Source organism: Falsirhodobacter sp. 20TX0035, assembly GCF_028307215.1.
GTDB lineage: Bacteria > Pseudomonadota > Alphaproteobacteria > Rhodobacterales > Rhodobacteraceae > Falsirhodobacter.
In genome coordinates this window covers 124,904-142,623 of record NZ_JAQMHV010000003.1, presented here as the reverse complement: position 1 = coordinate 142,623, position 17,720 = coordinate 124,904, and the positions used below count along the sequence as shown (strand labels likewise).

General features: G+C 67.3%; 16 protein-coding genes. 6 read left to right on the top strand and 10 right to left on the bottom strand.

Going from position 1 to position 17,720, the window contains the following annotated elements; translation table 11 throughout:
- Positions 1 to 10: 10 nt before the first annotated feature.
- From PIJ50_RS06030 to dusB, 7 genes are read right to left on the bottom strand one after another with little or no spacing between them, the layout of a single operon-like run.
- On the bottom strand, positions 11 to 1,516 hold the full coding sequence (locus PIJ50_RS06030; protein WP_271973604.1) for a TrkH family potassium uptake protein: 1,506 nt from the start codon (positions 1,514 to 1,516) through the stop codon (positions 11 to 13).
- Complete coding sequence (trkA, locus tag PIJ50_RS06025) at positions 1,516 to 2,892, bottom strand: Trk system potassium transporter TrkA (RefSeq protein WP_271973602.1); 1,377 nt, start codon at positions 2,890 to 2,892, stop codon at positions 1,516 to 1,518. Before trkA ends, PIJ50_RS06030 begins: the two co-directional genes overlap by 1 nt.
- Positions 2,889 to 4,271, bottom strand: a complete 1,383-nt coding sequence (gene ntrX, locus PIJ50_RS06020; protein WP_271973600.1) for a nitrogen assimilation response regulator NtrX — start codon at positions 4,269 to 4,271, stop codon at positions 2,889 to 2,891. The genes trkA and ntrX overlap by 4 nt, the downstream gene beginning before the upstream one ends.
- Complete coding sequence (locus PIJ50_RS06015) at positions 4,268 to 6,472, bottom strand: sensor histidine kinase NtrY-like (RefSeq protein ID WP_271973599.1); 2,205 nt, start codon at positions 6,470 to 6,472, stop codon at positions 4,268 to 4,270. Before PIJ50_RS06015 ends, ntrX begins: the two co-directional genes overlap by 4 nt.
- A gap of 58 nt (positions 6,473 to 6,530) precedes the next feature.
- Complete coding sequence (locus PIJ50_RS06010; RefSeq protein ID WP_271973597.1) at positions 6,531 to 7,895, bottom strand: response regulator; 1,365 nt, start codon at positions 7,893 to 7,895, stop codon at positions 6,531 to 6,533.
- 3 nt (positions 7,896 to 7,898) lie between these two features.
- Positions 7,899 to 9,008, bottom strand: a complete 1,110-nt coding sequence (locus tag PIJ50_RS06005) for a two-component system sensor histidine kinase NtrB (protein ID WP_271973595.1) — start codon at positions 9,006 to 9,008, stop codon at positions 7,899 to 7,901.
- Positions 9,005 to 9,991 (bottom strand): tRNA dihydrouridine synthase DusB, encoded by a 987-nt coding sequence (gene dusB / locus PIJ50_RS06000; protein ID WP_271973593.1) that lies wholly within the window; start codon positions 9,989 to 9,991, stop codon positions 9,005 to 9,007. Before dusB ends, PIJ50_RS06005 begins: the two co-directional genes overlap by 4 nt.
- Before the next feature lie 174 nt (positions 9,992 to 10,165).
- Here dusB and PIJ50_RS05995 point away from each other — a divergent pair, with 174 nt between their 5' ends.
- The 3 genes from PIJ50_RS05995 to PIJ50_RS05985 are packed head-to-tail and all read left to right on the top strand — an operon-like array spanning position 10,166 to position 12,233.
- Positions 10,166 to 11,281, top strand: a complete 1,116-nt coding sequence (locus PIJ50_RS05995) for a bifunctional 2-C-methyl-D-erythritol 4-phosphate cytidylyltransferase/2-C-methyl-D-erythritol 2,4-cyclodiphosphate synthase (protein ID WP_271973591.1) — start codon at positions 10,166 to 10,168, stop codon at positions 11,279 to 11,281.
- Positions 11,278 to 11,769, top strand: coding sequence for a phosphatidylglycerophosphatase A family protein (locus PIJ50_RS05990; RefSeq protein ID WP_271973590.1), 492 nt, complete (start codon positions 11,278 to 11,280; stop codon positions 11,767 to 11,769). The genes PIJ50_RS05995 and PIJ50_RS05990 overlap by 4 nt, the downstream gene beginning before the upstream one ends.
- Positions 11,766 to 12,233, top strand: a complete 468-nt coding sequence (locus PIJ50_RS05985; RefSeq protein WP_271973589.1) for a CinA family protein — start codon at positions 11,766 to 11,768, stop codon at positions 12,231 to 12,233. The genes PIJ50_RS05990 and PIJ50_RS05985 overlap by 4 nt, the downstream gene beginning before the upstream one ends.
- Here PIJ50_RS05985 and PIJ50_RS05980 read toward each other — a convergent pair.
- Positions 12,212 to 12,673, bottom strand: a complete 462-nt coding sequence (locus tag PIJ50_RS05980; RefSeq protein ID WP_271973587.1) for a type II toxin-antitoxin system RatA family toxin — start codon at positions 12,671 to 12,673, stop codon at positions 12,212 to 12,214. The genes PIJ50_RS05985 and PIJ50_RS05980 overlap by 22 nt on opposite strands.
- 63 nt (positions 12,674 to 12,736) lie before the next feature.
- Between PIJ50_RS05980 and hpt the strand changes: the two genes are divergently transcribed.
- Together hpt and PIJ50_RS05970 are read left to right on the top strand one after the other, a co-directional pair.
- The gene (hpt, locus tag PIJ50_RS05975; RefSeq protein ID WP_271973586.1) at positions 12,737 to 13,282 is read left to right on the top strand and encodes a hypoxanthine phosphoribosyltransferase; all 546 of its coding nucleotides are present in this window, start codon (positions 12,737 to 12,739) and stop codon (positions 13,280 to 13,282) included.
- On the top strand, positions 13,279 to 13,461 hold the full coding sequence (locus PIJ50_RS05970; RefSeq protein WP_271973585.1) for a hypothetical protein: 183 nt from the start codon (positions 13,279 to 13,281) through the stop codon (positions 13,459 to 13,461). The genes hpt and PIJ50_RS05970 overlap by 4 nt, the downstream gene beginning before the upstream one ends.
- Here PIJ50_RS05970 and PIJ50_RS05965 read toward each other — a convergent pair.
- On the bottom strand, positions 13,458 to 15,089 hold the full coding sequence (locus PIJ50_RS05965; RefSeq protein ID WP_271973583.1) for an alpha-amylase family glycosyl hydrolase: 1,632 nt from the start codon (positions 15,087 to 15,089) through the stop codon (positions 13,458 to 13,460). The genes PIJ50_RS05970 and PIJ50_RS05965 overlap by 4 nt on opposite strands.
- 96 nt (positions 15,090 to 15,185) lie before the next feature.
- On the opposite strand from PIJ50_RS05965, the gene PIJ50_RS05960 reads away from it, so the two are divergent.
- On the top strand, positions 15,186 to 16,103 hold the full coding sequence (locus PIJ50_RS05960) for a glucokinase (RefSeq protein ID WP_271973581.1): 918 nt from the start codon (positions 15,186 to 15,188) through the stop codon (positions 16,101 to 16,103).
- On the opposite strand, the gene PIJ50_RS05955 is transcribed toward PIJ50_RS05960, so the two are convergent.
- Positions 16,096 to 17,715 carry an alpha-D-glucose phosphate-specific phosphoglucomutase gene (locus tag PIJ50_RS05955; RefSeq protein ID WP_271973579.1) on the bottom strand — a complete coding sequence of 540 codons (1,620 nt, stop codon included), beginning with the start codon at positions 17,713 to 17,715 and terminating at the stop codon, positions 16,096 to 16,098. The two genes, PIJ50_RS05960 and PIJ50_RS05955, sit on opposite strands and share 8 nt — an antisense overlap.
- Positions 17,716 to 17,720 lie beyond the last annotated feature (5 nt).

The window sequence follows — 17,720 nt, the reverse complement described above, 5'->3', positions numbered from 1 at the left end:
CCAAAAACGGTTAACGCCGCCAGGTGGCCGGAGTGATCAGGGCCAGCACCGCAAGGGTTTCCACCCGTCCGAGAATCATCACCGCGCCCAGGATGACCTTGGCCGCGCTGCCCTGCGCCGCCCATGACACGGGCACCTCCCCCGCAACGGCGGCCAGCGGCCCCGTCGTGCTCAACGCCGACATGGACAGGATCATCGCGGGTTCGAAGGCCATGCCGGTCAGGGACAGGGCCAGCATGGCCACGGCCGCCGTCAGCCCGAACAGCATGATGAAGATCCACGCGACGTACGCCCCGTCGTTTCGGATGCGCCGCGCGACCGGCCCACCCCCACCGACCGAAGACGGATGCACGATCCGCTGCATCTCTCGTTGCGCATGGCGATACAGGGCGTAGACTCGCAGCAGCGTCACGCCCCCCGCCGCCGTGCCGACGCCACCGCCCACGGTGGCCAGCCCCAGCAGGATCAGGCCCGAACTGTCCAGCCCCGACCACCCGCGCGTCACGTCCCAGCCGCCCGACACATATCCGGTCGTCGTCATGAAGCTGAGGGTGGTGAACAGGCTGCCCCACAAGGCCTGCGCGAAATCCAGAAGACCGCCCGTGTAATCCACGCTGCCCAGCCAGTGGCGCAGGATCAGCGCGGTCGGCGCGGTCAGCATCAGAAGCGCCGCGAACTGGATCTCGGGGTCGTCGCGCAGGCGGTAGGACCGGTCCAGCAGCACCATCCCCGGCACGAAGCGCCGGCTGATCGCCACGGCAAAGAACACGAAAACGAACAGTTCCCCGACCGGCACCTCCGGCTGATGCCCGAAGCCCGGTCCCGGAGAGATGCCGGAGGTCGAGATCGTGCCCATCGCATAGGACAGCGCGTAGATCCCCGGCTCCCCCGATACCAGAAGAAGGACCCACAGGATCAGCGTCAGCCCCGCATAGACGGGAAAGATCTGCTGCGCGTGGTGTACGATGCGTTCGTCCGCGTCCGCCACCTCGATCCAGGCGCCCAGGTTCGGACGCCCCGGCGGCCGGCCCGAGATCACCTCGGTCCCGCCAAGGTTCATTGGCCCCATGATCGCCACCGCCGTCAGCAGCACGAAGAACCCGCCCAGCCAGCCAACGATCGCGCGCCACAGGTGCAGCGTCTCGGACAGCCGCCCCGGGGTTTCATAGAGCGTGGCCCCCGTGGTCGTGAACGAGGACAGCATCTCGAACCACGCATTCAGAAAGCTGGTGTCGGGCACCGACCAGCGGAACGGCACCGCGAACATCACCGGCATCACCAGATAGGCCGTGACCAGCGCCGCCAGATGCGCGCGCGCCACATCGTTCGGACGGCGCTGCGCCGTGGCGATGGCCAGCATCGCCAGCACCACCAGACCCAGCGTTCCCGCATAGAAGAAGGCGCGCGACACCGGCATGTCGCCCCGCACCAGCGCATGCGCGGCGGGCAGATACATGGTCAGCGCGCCGATCGCGCCCATCCAGATCAGCAGGGGAAGGCTGCGCAGGCGCGGCATCAGAAGAAGTCGATCGACACTTGCAACAACCGCTCCACCTCCGGCACATCCTCGGTGGTGGTGAAGATGGCGATAATGTCGCCCTCCTCCACCCGCAGGTCGGGCACGGGCTTCATCATGCGGTCGCCCTTCAGGACGCCGCCGACCAGCACGTTGCGCGGAAACTCGATGTCGCGGATCAGCCGCCCCGCCAGCGAGGAGGTGGAGAGCACCTGCGCCTCGATCATCTCCGCCTCGGAATCGCCGATGGCATAGATCTGGCGCACGCGGCCGTGGCGGATGTAGCGTAGGATCGACGACACCGTCGTCGCCCGCGGATTGATATGCGCGTCAATCCCCAAGGGCCCCATCAGCGCCACAAGGGAGGCGTCGTTCACCAGCGCGATGGACAGCGGACACCCCGCCTCCTTCGCGCGCACGGCGGCCAGAAGGTTCGTCTTGTCGTCATCCGTCAGCGCAAGAACCGCGTCGGCGTTGCGGATGTCGGCCTCCTCCAGCAAGGCGCCGTCCATGCCGTCACCGTTCAGCACGATGGTGCTGTCCAGCTCGTCCGCGGCGGCCTCGGCCCGGCTGCGGTCCCGCTCGATCAGCTTCGCGCGCACACGCGCCGTCTGCCGCTCCAGCGCCTTGGCGACCGTCAGGCCCACCGCGCCGCCCCCGATGATGACCACCCGTTCCTGCGCGTGGCGGGCCTTGCCGAAAATCTCCATCACCCGGCCCACATCGTCGGAATGGGTGAAGAGATACACCGAATCCTCGGCCAGCAGCTGCGCATCGGCATCTGGCACGAACAGCTTGCCGCCGCGCCGCACCCCCACCACCGTCGCGCGGAGGGTGGAGAACAGCTCGCTCAGCTGTCGCAGGGGCGTGTTCAGCACCGGGCACTGTTCGTCCAGCGCCAGCCCCAGCAGCTGCGCCCGTCCGTCCATGAAGCTTTCGGTGTCAAAGGCACGGGGGGCCGCCAAACGTTGCAGCGCCGCCTCCGCCACCTCCTTTTCGGGGGAGATCACGACGTCGATGGGCATGTGCCCCGTCCGGTAAAGGTCGGCATAGATCGCGTCGAGATAGCTTTGCGCCCGCAGCCGCGCCACCTTGCGCGGCACCTCGAAGATGGAATGGGCCACCTGGCAGATGACCATGTTCACCTCGTCCGAACGGGTGGCCGCCACGATCATGTCGGCGTCCTTGGCCCCCGCCCGTTCCAGCACGTCCGGATAGCTCGCAAAGCCGATCACCCCCTGCACGTCCAGCGTTTCCGTCGCCCGCCGCACGAGGTCGGCCGTCATGTCCACGACCGTCACGTCGTTGCGTTCGCCCGACAACTGCCGCGCGATCTGCCAGCCGACCTGCCCGATGCCGCAGATGATGATCTTCATGCCTCGTCCTCGGCACCGTTGCCGTTGGCCTTGACCACGCCCAGCGACTTCAGCTTGCGGTGCAGGGCCGACCGTTCCATCCCGACGAAGCTCGCCGTGCGGCTGATGTTGCCGCCAAAGCGGTTGATCTGGGCCAGAAGGTATTCCCGCTCGAACAGCTCCCGCGCCTCGCGCAGGGCCATGGTCGCGACCACGCCGCCGATGGTCAGCCCGTCACCCGCGGCGGGCGCGCCGTCGCGGTTCGGCAATTCCGCCGGCTCGATCGGGCCCGAGCTTTCGCCAAGGATCAGCACGCGTTCGATCACGTTGCGCAGCTGCCGCACGTTGCCGGGCCAAGGCATCGTCTGCAGCGTCGCCTCGGCGTCCGGCGACAGGCGGCGCAGGGGCAGGCCCTGCACCCGGTGCAGCAGGTCGATGAAATGCCGCGCCAGATCAGGAATGTCATCGCGGCGTTCGGACAGCGGCGGCACGTGGATCGGCACCACGTTCAGCCGGTCATACAGCTCCTGCCGGAAGCGGCCGGCCGCGATCTCGGCCCGCAGATCGCGCGAGGTGGAGGAGATGACCCGCAGATCCACGCGCACCTTTTCCACCCCGCCCACGCGGGTGAACTGCTGTTCGACCAGAACGCGCAACAGCTTCGACTGGGTGCCCAGCGGCATGTCCGCCACCTCGTCCAGATAGACGATGCCGCCATGCGCCTGTTCCAGAAGGCCCTTTTCCAGCCCCCGCTCCGTCTCGCGGCCAAACAGCACCTCCTCCATCCGTTCCGGCTCGATCCCGGCGGACGACACGGTGACGAAGGCCGCCTCGGCCCGGGCGGAGTTGGAGTGGATGTAGCGGGCCGCCATCTCCTTGCCCGATCCCGCGGGACCGGCCAGCATCACGCGGGCGTTCGACTTCGTCACCTTGTCCAGATTCTGGCGCAGGATGCGGAAGGCCGTCGAATTGCCCAGCATCTCGGCCGAGGTGACGTCCTTGCGGCGCAGTTCGCTGTTCTCTCGGCGCAGGCGCGAGGTTTCCATCGCCCGCGTCACCACGACCATCAGCTGGTCGATGTTGAACGGCTTTTCGATGAAGTCGTAGGCGCCCTGCTTGATGGCCGCGACCGCGATCTCGATGTTGCCATGGCCGGAGATGATGACCACCGGCACATCCGGGTTGTTGCGCTTCACCGTCTTCAGGATGTCGATCCCATCCATCCGGCTGTCCTTCAGCCAGATGTCGAGGATCATCAGCGAGGGCGGCTCGGCGTTGATCTCGGCCATGCAGTCGTCGGAATTCCCGGCCAGCCGCACGGCGAACCCTTCGTCCCGCAGGATGTCGCCGATCAGTTCGCGGATGTCGCGTTCATCGTCCACGATCAGGATGCTGCTCATTTACCCTCTCCGTTCTTGCGGCGGCGCAGGTTGCGCGGCAGTCGTATTTCAGCCAGCGCGCCGGCACGCGTCTGTCCCTCGAAAACGGGGGCGTCGGTCAGAGACAGCGTTCCCCCATGTTCTTCCACGATTTTCTTGACGATCGCCAATCCCAGCCCCGTGCCCTTTTCTCTGGTGGTGACATAGGGCTCGAACAGGCGGGATCGATCCGGCGGAAGGCCGCAGCCGTTGTCGGCGATGCGGATCACGGCCGCCTCGGCCTCGGCCTGAAGGGACAGCTTCACCAACCCATCGGAAACATGGTCCTCTTCAATGGCTTCGCCCGCATTCTTCAACAAGTTCGTAAGAACTTGGGAGATCATGGTTTCGTCCACATCCACCATCATCGGCTCATCCGGCAGAACCGTTTCCACACGAAGTCCGGCCTGCAAGACCGCAGCATCCCTGACGATCTTCACCAGATCCCGCTCCCTCCGGTCGGGTTCCGGCATGCGGGCGAAGCGTGAGAATTCGTCGATGATGCGGCGCAGGTCGTTGGTCTGGCGCACGATCACGTCGGTGTACTGCTCCAGATCCCCGGCCATGTCGCCCACTAGGGGGCGGAACTTGCGCTTGATCCGTTCGGCCGACAGCTGGATGGGCGTCAGGGGGTTCTTGATCTCGTGCGCGATGCGGCGGGCGACGTCGCCCCAGGCCGCCAGACGCTGCGCGCTGACCAGATCCGTCACGTCGTCGAAGGCCACCACATAGCCTTCCAGACCTTCGGGCGTTTCCCGCACGGACATGCGGACCAGCAGGCTTTCCAGCTTGCCCTTGCGGTTCAGGCGGATCTCCTCCTGCACCGTGCCGCCCATCTCGCGCAGGCGGTGGAACAGGGTCGCGAATTCCGGCACGGCCACTTCCAGCGGCAGGTCGGTCGTTTCCATGTCCAGCAGACGCCGGCCAGCCCGGTTGATGAAATCGACCCGCCCGCCCGCGTCCAGACCGATCACCCCGGCGGTGATCGAATACAGCACGGAATCGAACAGGCGGCGGCGCCGTTCCACCACGGCATGGCTGTGGTGCAGGTCGTCGCGCTGGTGCTTCAGCTGCCGGGTCATCTGGTTGAACAGGCGGCCCAGCATGGCGATCTCGTCATCGCCATCCTCCTCGGCCACCTGCACGTCCAGATCGCCCGCGCCCACCCGCTGCGCCGCGCCCGCCAGACGGCCCACCGGCCCCGACAGGCGTTCGGCGAACCACAGGCCCAGCCACACCGCCGCCAGAATCAGGATGACGGCAAAGCCCAGATACAGCAGCGCGAATTCGAACAGCATCCGCCCCCGATCCGCCTCCAGCTGGTGATACAGGCGCACGGTTTCACGCGTGTCGTCCAAGAGGCTCAGGATCTGGCCGTCCACCTCGCGGGTGACGTAAAGGTAGCGGTCGGGAAACGCCTCCAGATGCACCAGTGCGCGGAATTCGTTGTGCGCCCAGTCCTGGATCAGGAAATAGCCGACGGTCCGCGCCTGCTCGATTTGTTCCCGCGTCGGGTGGTCGAAGTCGAACAGATAGCTGCGGTCGCCCCGCGTGCGCAGATCGCCGCCGCCGTCGATCAGATAGGCCTCGCGCAACCCGCGCTGCACCAGCTCCTGCCCTTGGCTCAGGATCGGGCGCAATTGTTCGTCCTGAAGGAACACGCTGCCGCGTTTCGCCGCATCCAGATAGCGCGCCAGCGCCTGCGCGTCGGCGATCAGATCCTCGCGGTGTTCGGCCTCATAGGCCTGCGCGGCAGCCAGCGAGTTGCCGACCACCCGCTGCACCCGATCCGAAAACCACCCTTCCAGCCCAATGTTCAGGGTGACCACGGCAAAGACCGCCACAAGGATCGTGGGGATCAGCGCCACCAGCGCGAACACCCCCGACAGGCGCAGGTGCAGCCGCGACCCGGCCGACTTGCTGCGACGATCCGCCACAATCTGCGCGACCCGCGCGATGACCAGCGCGGCCACCGCCAGCACATAGATCAGGTCCGTCAGCAGCAACAGCCGCAACATCGGCGAACTGCTGGACAGGTCCATGGGCCCCAGGAAAACCAGCGTCACCGCCGTCAGCACCGGGCCCAGCGCCACCAGCGTGAACGTGGCCGCCGTCTTCACGCGGCGCTGCCGGCGCAGGCGCAGCAGGCGCGAAAGCGTGGAATGTCGTGCCGCGGATCGCACCGAAAAGACCTGCCCCGTTCGGCGAGGGTCGGCCCCCGCTGCTTCTTCTGTTGCCGATTTACATCAGCTTGCGCCGCCGTGTCACGCGGATATCGAGGTCGGTGATCTTCTTGCGCAGGGTATTGCGGTTGATCCCCAGCAGATCGGCGCATTTCGCTTGGTTGCCGGCGGTGGCGTCCAGCGCGATCTCGATCAGCGGCCCCTCCACCTCGCGCAGGATGCGCTGATAAACGCCGGGCGGCGGAAGGGCGCCCCCATGCAGGTCGAAATACCGCTTCAGGTGCCGCGCGACCGAGGCGGAGAGCTTCTCGCCCTCGCCACCCCCCTTCAGGGGCTCCATCACCGGCTGGTTGCCCAGAACGGCCTCCACCTCGGCCTTGGTGATCTCCGCCTCGGCCGAGGTGACGATCAGGCGGCGCAGCGTGTTTTCCAGCTGCCGCACGTTGCCGGGCCAGCCATAGGCGCGCACCAGTTCCCGCGCCTCGGCCGACAGGCGACGGACGGATCCCATGTCGCGTTCGCCCCGCGCCAGGAAATGTTCGGCCAGCAGCGGGATGTCGTCCACCCGTTCGCGCAGGGCGGGCACGTGCAGCGTCACGCCGCCCAGACGGTAGAACAGGTCCTGCCGGAAGGCCCCCTGTTCCATCCGCGCCTGAAGGTCGGATTGCGAGGTGGACATGATGCGCGGCGCCTGTTCGCCCATCTGGTCCAGAAGGCGCACGATGCGGCCCTGCGCCTCGTCGCTGCAATCGGCCACCTCGTCGAAGACAAGGCTTCCGCCCTTGGCCCGCGCCATCAGCGTGGCGGGGCCATCGGCGCCCTGCAGGTCCGACGCCTGCGCCACCACGAAGGGCAGCGCGCGACGGTCAGAGAAATCGTGGATCGCGCGCGCGATCAGGGACTTGCCGGTGCCGGATTCGCCGGTGATCAGCACCGGCAGGTCCGTGTTCATCACCCGCGCCACCAGCCGATAGAGCGCCTGCATCGCGGGCGTGCGCCCCACCAAGGGCAGGTCGTCCGACCCTTCGCGGGCCGGGGCCGGGCGGTTCGGCGCGCGGCGCTTCGATTCCAGCGCCCGCGCCGACCGCTTCATCAGGTCCGGCAGGTCGAAGGGCTTGGGAAGATAGTCGAAGGCCTCCGCCTCGGCCGCCTGGATGGCCGTCATGATCGTGTTCTGGGCCGAGATGACGATCACCGGCAGCCCGGGCCGCAGCTTGGCGATGCGGGGCAGCGCTTCCAGCCCGTTCCCGTCCGGCATCACCACGTCCGAGATGACGAGATCGCCCTTCCCTTCCTCCACCCACCGCATCAGCGTCAAAAGCGAGGAGGTCGCATGCACCTTGCAGCCCGCGCGCGTCAGCGCCTGCGTCAGCACCGTGCGGATCGTGCGGTCGTCATCCGCCACGAGGATCGTTCCGTCCATCTCTCAGACCTCCATCTTGTTCGTGGGCGCCTCGCGGGGCGCCATGGGCAGCGACACGCGGAAGACCGTCCGCCCCGGCATCGAATCCACGGAGATGATCCCCCCGTGGTCCGAGATGATCTTGGACACCAGCGCCAGCCCCAGCCCGGTCCCGTTCTCGCGCCCCGACACGAAGGGGTCGAAGATGGAGGCGGCGATCTCGGGCTTGATGCCGGGGCCGTCGTCGATGATTTCCACCTGAAGGGGCAGCGATCCGCCGCCATCCGCCCGCCGCAGCCGCAGCGCGAGGTCGTAGAAGGTCCGCAGGCGGATCGTGCCGCCCTGCGCGCCCGCCGCCTCGGCCGCGTTCTTGATCAGGTTCAGGAAGACCTGCATCAGCTGGTCCGGATCGGCGAACGTGGCGGGAAGCGAGGGGTCGTAATCTTCAAGAATCGTCATCTTCGCGGCAAAGCCCAGCGCGGCCGAACGTCGGGCCCGGTCCAGCGCGTCGTGGATGTTCACCGGGCGGCAGTCGGGCGGACGGACGTTGCCGAACTGCTCCACCTGCTCCAGCAGCTTCACGATGCGGTGGGTTTCCTCCACGATCAGGTCGGCGAACTCGCGGTCCTCGGCCGGCAGGTTCATGGCGATCAGCTGCGCCGCCCCCGCGATGCCGGCCAGCGGGTTCTTGATCTCATGTGCCAGCATCTCGGCCATGCCGATGGCGGACCGCGCGGCCGACCGCACCGCCGCCACCCGCCCCAGCCGGTCCGCGATGTCGCGCGAAGAGATCAGCAGCATCACGAGGTCGGGCCGGTCCGCCAGCGGCGCGATCTGGAGGTTGCACTGCACCGGGGCCTTTTCGCCCGTGGTCACGTCCACGTCGTTGATGAACATGGCCGCCTGGTTGCGGCGCACGCGGGCCAGCGCCTCGTCCATCGGGGCGTCGATCGACAGCCGGTCCAGCGCCGGTTCGTTCCGCAGGCTTTTTTCCGAGGCGTTGAGGAAGCTTTCCGCCACCGGGTTGATCGCGAGGATGTTGTTGCGCGCGTCCAGCAGCAGCGCAGGCACGGGCAGGCTGGCCCAGATGGCGCCGCTGGGCAGGATGCCCGCGATGGAGGATCCGCGCGTCATGCCGCCTGCCCCGGCGGGTCCGACAGCGCGTGCCGCAAGGCGCGGGTCACCTCGGCCGGGGCGGTGCGGGTCAGGACGTCGCCCTTGGGGACGTTCGCCGCCTCCAGATACCAGCCCAGATGCTTGCGGGCGATCTTCACGCCCAGTTCGATCCCATAGAAGGACAGCATGCTTTCGTAATGCTCCACCACCATGTCGGCCAGGGCCTGCCCTTGCGGAACCACGGGGGCCGGGCGGCCGTGCAGCGCCGCCGCCACCTGCGCCAGCAGCCAGGGGCGGCCCTGCGCCCCCCGCCCGATCATCACGCCGTCCGCGCCCGACATCTGCCGCGCCGTCGCGGCGGTGGCGCTGTCGACGATGTCGCCGTTGGCAATCACGGGGATGGCCACGGCGTCCTTCACCGCGCGGATCGCGGCCCAGTCGGCCGAGCCCTTGTAGAACTGGCAGCGCGTGCGGCCATGGATCGTGACCATGCGGATCCCTGCCCCTTCGGCAGCCTTCGCGATCTGCGGCGCGTTCAGGCTGTCCTCGTCCCAGCCCAGCCGCATCTTCAGCGTCACCGGAACGCGGACGGCGCCGGCCACCGCCTCGATCAGGCGCAGGGCCAGATCGGGTTCGCGCATCAGCGCCGACCCGCAGGCCCCGTTGCCCCCCGCCGCCACGACGCGCTTCGCCGGGCAGCCCATGTTGATGTCGATGATCCGCGCGCCCTGCTGTTCGGCATAGCGCGCCGCCTCGGCCATCCAGTAGGCGTCCCGCCCCGCCAGCTGGACCGAGGTGGCGTGATCGCCGAACCCCAGTTCCGCCTTCGCGCGGGCGGCGGGCTTGGCCTGCACGACCTCCTGGCTCGCCACCATCTCGGACACCACAAGGCCCGCGCCGAAGCGCGCGACCAGCTGGCGGAACGGCAGGTCCGTGATCCCGGCCAGCGGGGCCAGCAGCACCGGCGGGTCAAGCGTCACGGAGTCGATCTGAATGGACAAGTGCCTAATCCTTGAGCGTCAGCTTCCGATTACGCCACGTGCTGACATATTACAAATTTTTGGAATGACTTTCGGGGATGCGGCGGGCCGCGCGCCTTCTTTCTATGCGCATAGCCTTTTTTGCAGGCAAACTCCAGACTTCACCCGGCGCGGAGGGCATGTCATATCCGAACCATGACCACCGTAGCCATCATCGTCGCCGCCGGACGCGGCAGCCGCGCGGGCGGCGGGGTGCCCAAGCAGTGGCGCCCGCTGAACGGCCGCCCGATCCTGTCCCACACGCTGGACGCCTTTGCCGGGATGAGGCGCCTTCTGGTGATCCACCCCGACGACCGCCCCTGGGCGGAGCCTTTGGGCGTGGAGATGGTGGAAGGCGGCGCCACACGCGCCGAATCCGTCCTGAACGCCCTGCGCGCCTTGGAAGGCCAGGGCGTGACGCGCGTGCTGATCCATGACGGGGCCCGCCCGCTGGTGCCGCGCGCCGTGATCGACCGCGTGGTGGCGGCGCTGGACACAGCCGACGGTGCCGCGCCCGCCCTCCCCGTCAGCGACGCCCTGTGGCGAGGCGAGGCGCATGTGACGGGCACCGCCGACCGCACCGGGCTGTGGCGGGCGCAGACGCCGCAGGGCTTCCGCTTCGACGCGATCCTGTCGGCACATCTGGCCCATCCCGGCAACGCGGCCGACGATGTGGAGGTGGCGCGCGCCGCAGGCCTTGACGTCGCCATCGTGGAAGGCGACGAAACCAACATCAAGGTGACATGGCCCGCCGACTTCGCACGGGCCGAGGGTATGCTGAAAGGGCGCGACATGGACATCCGCATGGGCAACGGCTATGATGTGCACCGCTTCGGGGATGGGGACCACGTCTGGCTGTGCGGCGTGAAGGTGCCGCACGGGCGCGGCCTTCAGGGCCATTCCGACGCCGACGTGGGCATGCACGCCCTGACCGACGCGATCTATGGCGCGCTGGCCGAAGGCGACATCGGCCAGCACTTCCCGCCGTCGGACATGAAATGGAAGGGCGCCGAAAGCCACATCTTCCTGCGCCACGCGATGGAACGGATGCGGGCCCGCGGCTTCCGCTTGTCGAACTGCGACGTGACGCTGGTCTGCGAATACCCGAAGATCGGGCCGGTTGCGGGGTCCATGCGCGCCGCGCTGGCGGACATCATGGGCGTCGATGTGGCCACCGTTTCGGTCAAGGCCACGACGTCTGAAAAGCTGGGCTTCACGGGGCGTGAGGAAGGCATCGCCTCCCTCGCCACCGTTGTTCTGGTGTCGGCATGACGCGGCTGATCTGCCTTGGCTTCGGCCTTGGGCTGCTGCGCCCCGGTCCGGGCACCTGGGGGTCGGCGGGGGCGATCGCGCTGGGCCTGCTGATCGACCGCTTCCTTGGCTTTCCGGTGCTGGTGCTGGCGACGCTGGCCGTCACGGCGCTGGGCTTCTGGGCCCTGTCGCGCGAGTTGACCGGCGCGCATGAGGATCCGTCCGAATTCGTCATCGACGAGGTGGCCGGCCAATGGCTCGCCCTTCTGTTCCCCGCCGCCGCCTTCTGGTGGCACGGAGTGGAAAACTGGGCCGCCGTCGCCTATCCCGGCTGGGTCGCGGCCTTTCTGTTCTTCCGCCTGTTCGACATCTGGAAGCCGTGGCTTGTGGGCCAGGCCGACCGGCGCGGCGGCGTCACCGGCGTCATGACCGATGATCTGTGGGCGGGCCTGTTCGCGGGCATCGCCACCATGATCGCCGCCGGCATCGCCCATTGGGTGCTGATGTGACCTGGCTGTCCTTCCAGCAGCGCGCCCTTGCCGCCGGCGTCACGGTCGCCACGGCCGAAAGCTGCACCGGCGGCATGATCTCGGCCGCGCTGACGGACAATGCGGGATCGTCGAAGGTCTTCGAACGCGGCTTCGTCACCTATTCCAACGCGGCCAAGCGCGAGATGCTGGGCGTGACGCAAGAGGCGCTGGACGCCCACGGCGCCGTGTCCGAACCCGTGGCGCAACAGATGGCCGAAGGCGCGCGGGCCCGGTCGGGCGCGACGCTGGCGGTCAGCGTGACGGGCATCGCGGGGCCCGGCGGGTCGGACCACAAGCCCGAAGGCCGCGTCTGCTTCGGCATCTCCACCCCCTCCGGCACCCGCACGGAAACCGTGGATTTCGGCGCACTGGGCCGGGAGGGCGTGCGCCGGGCCACCGTGGCCCATGCGCTGACGCTGCTTCAGGCCGCGCTGGGCCCGTAAAGCTGCGCCGCGCGCTTTTCGAACGCGCGCACGATGCGCTGCATCGCCTCGTTGAAGACCATGCCGATGATCCCCTGCAGGATCGCGTTCTTGAACTCGAAATCCACGAAGAAGTGCACCTCGCACCCGCCCTCGGGCAGGTCGCGGAACGACCATGTGGATTTCAGGTACTTGAACGGCCCGTCGAGGTACTCGGTGTCGATCTTCTTCTGCTCGGGCCACAGCGTCACGCGGCTGCCGAACCGTTCTCGGAACACCTTGAACGAGATGACGAGGTCGGCCTCCATCACCTCCCCGCCCCCCTCGACGGGCGTGCGCGACCGGATCCGCGCGGCGGAGTTCCAAGGAAGGAACTGGGGGTACGCGCCGACATCGGCCACGAGATCGAACATCTGCGTCGCCGTGTAGGGCAACCGCCGCGTTTCCTGATGGGTCGGCATGGCATCCTCCGTGACTTTCCCGCAGGTTTTCGCTACTCGGTGTCCCGAGTGCAAGGGGATAGCATGTCGAAACAACCTTATGTCATCGACCAGATGATCTCGGCTAAGGCCATCGCCGCCCGGGTGGAGGAACTGGCCCGCGAGATCACGACCCACTACGCCGGCACCGACAAGCTGGTGGTCGTGGGCCTGTTGCGGGGAAGCTTCATCTTCATCGCCGATCTGGTGCGCGAGATCGACCTGCCGGTGGAGGTCGATTTCCTTGAAGCCTCCTCCTACGGCAACGCCATGCGCTCCTCGCGGGAGGTGCGGATCCTGAAGGACCTGAGGGGGGAGATCGCCGGCCGCGACGTGCTGGTGGTGGAGGACATCGTGGACACGGGCTTCACCCTCTCCCACGTCACCCGCCTTCTGAAATCGCGCGAGCCGAAGCGGCTGGAGGTCTGCGCCCTTCTTGACAAGCCCTCGCGCCGCGAGGTGGAGGTGCAGGCCAGCTGGACCGGCTTCACCATCCCCGACGAATTCGTCGTGGGTTACGGCATCGACTACGCGCAATCGAACCGCAACCTGCCCTATATCGGCAAGGTGCGTTTCACGGAGGGCACATGAATCCCATCTGGTTCATCCGCATGATGCAGTGGGTGCGTCACCCCCCACCCGTGTGGAAGGTGATCCTGGTTCTGAGCGTCATCGCCGCCTGCGCCGCCCTGTTCATCGTCGAGCGTTACGTCGGCTGGCCCGACTGGCTGACGACGCAGGGCGGCGGGTCGATGAAGATCAAGCCCTAGTCGCGATAGGCCAGGCAGAACTCCCACGGGCCCAGCGTCACGGTGGGTGCGGGCGGTTTCGCGCCCGTGTCCGCGCCGACGGGGTGCCAGTGGCCTTCGGGGAGTCGCGCCTCCACCGTGCCTTCGCCCAGGTTGAAGGCGCAGAAGACCGTTTGCACGCCCAGACGCAGGAACTGGACCAGATCGTCCGACGTCCACATTGCGTCCATCGCCCCATGCTTCAGCGTCGGGTGGTCGCGGCGCAGGCGCAGGGCCGCGCGGTAATGTTCCAGCATCGATCCGCTGACGCCTTGCTGCCCCGCGACCGAGCGGGATACGTGATCCAGCGGCACCGGCAGCCACGGCTTCGCGTTGGCCGAAAAGCCGCCATGGGCCGTCTCGGCCCACGCCATGGGCGTGCGGGCGCCGTCGCGTCCCTTGAACTCGGGCCAGAACTCCTTGCCGTAAGGATCCTGCAGATCCTCGTAGGTCAGCTCCGCCTCCGGCAGGCCCAGCTCCTCGCCCTGATAGATGCAGGCCGACCCGCGCAGGCACATAAGCAGCACGGCATAGTTCTTCAGCGCCGCGTCGGAGGCCTGCCAGCGGGTAGGCAGGCGCACCGTGTCATGGTTGCTGTAGGCCCAGCAGGGCCAGGCGTCGGGCGCGGCGCGGTTCATGCGCTGGAACGTGTCCTCCAGGATGCGCGCGGTCAGCTTCGTCGGCTGCAACAGCTCGAACGGATAGCACATGTGCACCTTGTCGTTGCCCGAGGTGTATTCGGCCATGATCTCCAGCCCGCGCTGGGCGTCGCCCACCTCGCCCACGGCGGCGGCGGCGTAGGGCTCCATCACTGCGCGCAGCTTGCGCAGGAAGTCGATGTTCTCGGGCTGGTTCTTGTCGAACAGGTGCAGCTGGTGATTATAGGGGTTCACGGACGGCGCGATGCTGTCGTTGCGCAGCTCGCGCGGCAGCGGCGGGTTGTCGCGCAAGTAGCGGTCGCAGAAGTAGAAGTTGATCACGTCGAAGCGGAACCCGCTCACCCCCCGCTCCAGCCAGAAACGCAGCACGTCCAGAAGCGCGTTCTGCACCTCCGGATTGTGCAGGTTCAGGTCGGGCTGAGAGCTGAGGAAGTTGTGCAGGTAATACTGCTCGCGCCGCGAATCCCAGTGCCACGCCGTCCCGCCGAACATCGACAGCCAGTTGTTGGGCACGGTGCCGTCGGGGCGCGCGTCGGCCCAGACATACCAGTCCGATTTCGGATTGTCGCGGCTGAGGCGGCTTTCCTGGAACCAGGCGTGCTTGTCCGAGGTGTGAGAGAAGACGAGGTCCACCATCACCCGCAGCCCCAGTTCGCGAGCCTTCGCGATCACCGCGTCGAAATCCTCGTTCGTGCCGAACATCGGATCGACCAGCGTGTAGTCTTCGACGTCGTAGCCGAAATCCTTCATGGGCGACTTGAAGAACGGGCTGATCCACACCGCATCGGCGCCAAGGGCCGCGATGTGTTCCAGACGCTTTTCAATGCCGCGCAGGTCGCCGATGCCATCGCCATCCGTGTCCTGGAAACTGCGCGGATAGATCTGATAGATCGTCGCCCCGCGCCACCAGTTACGGTCGGCCCAGTCCACTGGCTTCGCGCTCACGTTCATGCGGCCTCCTCGATTTGCCTTTTCCTGACATAAGACGGGATTGGGAAGTTGCGAGTGCGGAAAGTTCCCCTAGAACAACACCAAAGGGAGAATCCTATGTCCAGTCTCAGCCTTGTCGCCGATGTGGGCGGCACAAACACACGTATTGCCCTGGCCGAGGGATTCCACGTGCGCCACGACAGCGTCCGGCGCTTCACGAATGCCGATTTCACGGGCCTTGATGCCGTGATCCTGCGCTATCTGGACGATCTTCAGGAAACGGTGGATGCGGCCTGCGCGGCCATCGCGGGGCCGGTCACGGCCGGTGTCGGAACTCTGACCAATCTGGACTGGACCGTGGACGGCATGATGCTGCGCGCGGTCACCGGCGCGGGTGCTGTGTCGGTGCTGAACGATCTTCAGGCGCAGGGTCACGCGCTGGGTCATGTGCCGCTGCGCCCGATCCTGCCGGGCCGTGCGCCGGCGGACCCGGCCGCCGCGCGGCTGGTCGTGGGCGTAGGCACGGGCTTCAACGCCGCCCCCGTGCACGTGATCCCGGGCGGCCGCCTTGTGCCCCCTTCCGAAAGCGGCCACGTCAACCTGCCCGTCCGCACCGCCGAGGAGGTGCGGCTGGGCCGTCATCTGGAAGACATCTACGGCATCGCCACGGTGGAGGAGGCGTTGTCCGGCCGCGGCCTTTCCGCCATCCACGGCTGCGTCACGGGCACCGAACGGCCGTCCAAGGACATCATCCCGCTGATCGGCACGGACGCCGACGCCACGGAAACAGCCCGCATCTTCGTGCGGCTGCTGGGGTCCGTGGTGGGGAATCTTGGCCTGACCCACCTGCCCTTCGGCGGGATCGCGCTGTGCGGCGGCATGTCGCGCGCCATGGCCCCGCATCTGGACGCCTTGGGCTTTGCCGAGGCGATGCATGACAAGGGAAGGTTCTCGGACTTCGTGAGCGCCTTCCCCGTCAGCGTGATCGAGGATGATTACGCAGCCCTCACGGGCTGCGCCGCGTCCATCATGTGATGACGTCGGGTTCCACCCGCCCGGTGTAACCCGTGATGTCCGCCAGTTCGTGGGCGGCACGGATGATCGGGGCCAGCGCCTCTTGCGGGTCCTGATCGAAGCCGCTTTCGGCATACTTCTCCAGATACAGGCGCAGCGTCGCCCCTTGGGTGCCCGTGCCCGACAGGCGCATCACGATGCGGCTGCCATCCTCGAACAGGATGCGCACCCCCTGCTTGGCCGAGGTCGACTGGTCCACAGGGTCGGTATAGGCGAAATCGTCGGCGGCCGCGATGGTCATGCCTTCGACCGAACGGCCCGGCAGGTCCGCCAGCAACTTGCGCAGCGCCGAGACCATGGCGTTGGCCTTCTCCGTCTCGATCGCCTCGAAATCATGGCGGGAGTAGTAGTTGCGGCCGTATTTCCGCCAATGCGCCTGCAGGATATCGGCCACCGATTCCTTGCGCTTGGCCAGGATGTTCAGCCACAGCAGCACGGCCCACAACCCGTCCTTTTCGCGCACGTGGTCCGATCCCGTGCCGAAGCTTTCCTCGCCGCACAGCGTCACGCGGCCGGCGTCCAAGAGGTTGCCGAAGAACTTCCAGCCGGTCGGCGTCTCGAACGCCTCGACCCCCAGATCCTTGGCGACGCGGTCCACCGCGGCCGAGGTGGGCATCGACCGTGCCACGCCCGCGATCCCCTTGGCGTAGCCCTTGGCCAGATACGCGTTGGCCGCCAGCACCGCAAGGCTGTCGGAAGGCGAGACGTAGACCCCGCGCCCGACCACCATGTTCCGATCGCCGTCGCCGTCCGAGGCCGCGCCGAAATCGGGGGCGTCCGGGCCCATCATCTCGTCCATCAGCTCATGCGCCCAGGTCGGGTTCGGGTCGGGATGCATCCCGCCGAAATCGGGCAAGGGCGTGCCATGGGTCACGGTGCCCGGCGCGGCGCCCAAGCGCTTCTCCAGGATCTCGGTCGCGTAGGGGCCGGTGACGGCGCACATCGCGTCGAAGCGCATGGTGAAGCCCGACGTGAACATCGCGCGGATCGCGTCGAAGTCGAACAGCTGCTCCATCAGCGCGGCGTAGTCGGCGACGGAATCCACGATCTCCACCGCCATGCCGCCAAGGGTGGTTTCCCCCACGGCGTTCAGGTCGACATCCTGCGATTCGACGATGTTGTAGCTGACGATGACCGAGGCTTCGCGGAACATCGCGTCGGTGATGTTTTCCGGCGCGGGGCCGCCATTGGCCATGTTGAACTTGATGCCGAAATCCTCATCCTCGCCGCCCGGGTTGTGGCTGGCCGACAGGATGATGCCGCCATCCGTCTTGCGCTGCCGGATCAGGTTCGACGCGGCGGGCGTGGACAGCACGCCGCCCCGCCCCGCGATCACCTTGGCCGCGCCGTTGGCGGCCGCCATGCGCAGGATCACCTGAACGGCGCGGTCGTTGAAGAAGCGCCCGTCGCCGCCCACCACGAAGGTCTTGCCCTTTGCGCCGCCGATGGCGTTGAAGATCGCCTGCACGAAGTTTTCCAGATAATGCGGCTGCATGAAGACGCGGGTCTTCTTGCGCAGGCCCGAAGTGCCGGGCTTCTGGTCGTCGAAGGCAACTGTCTGAATGGTCGTCATGCTTG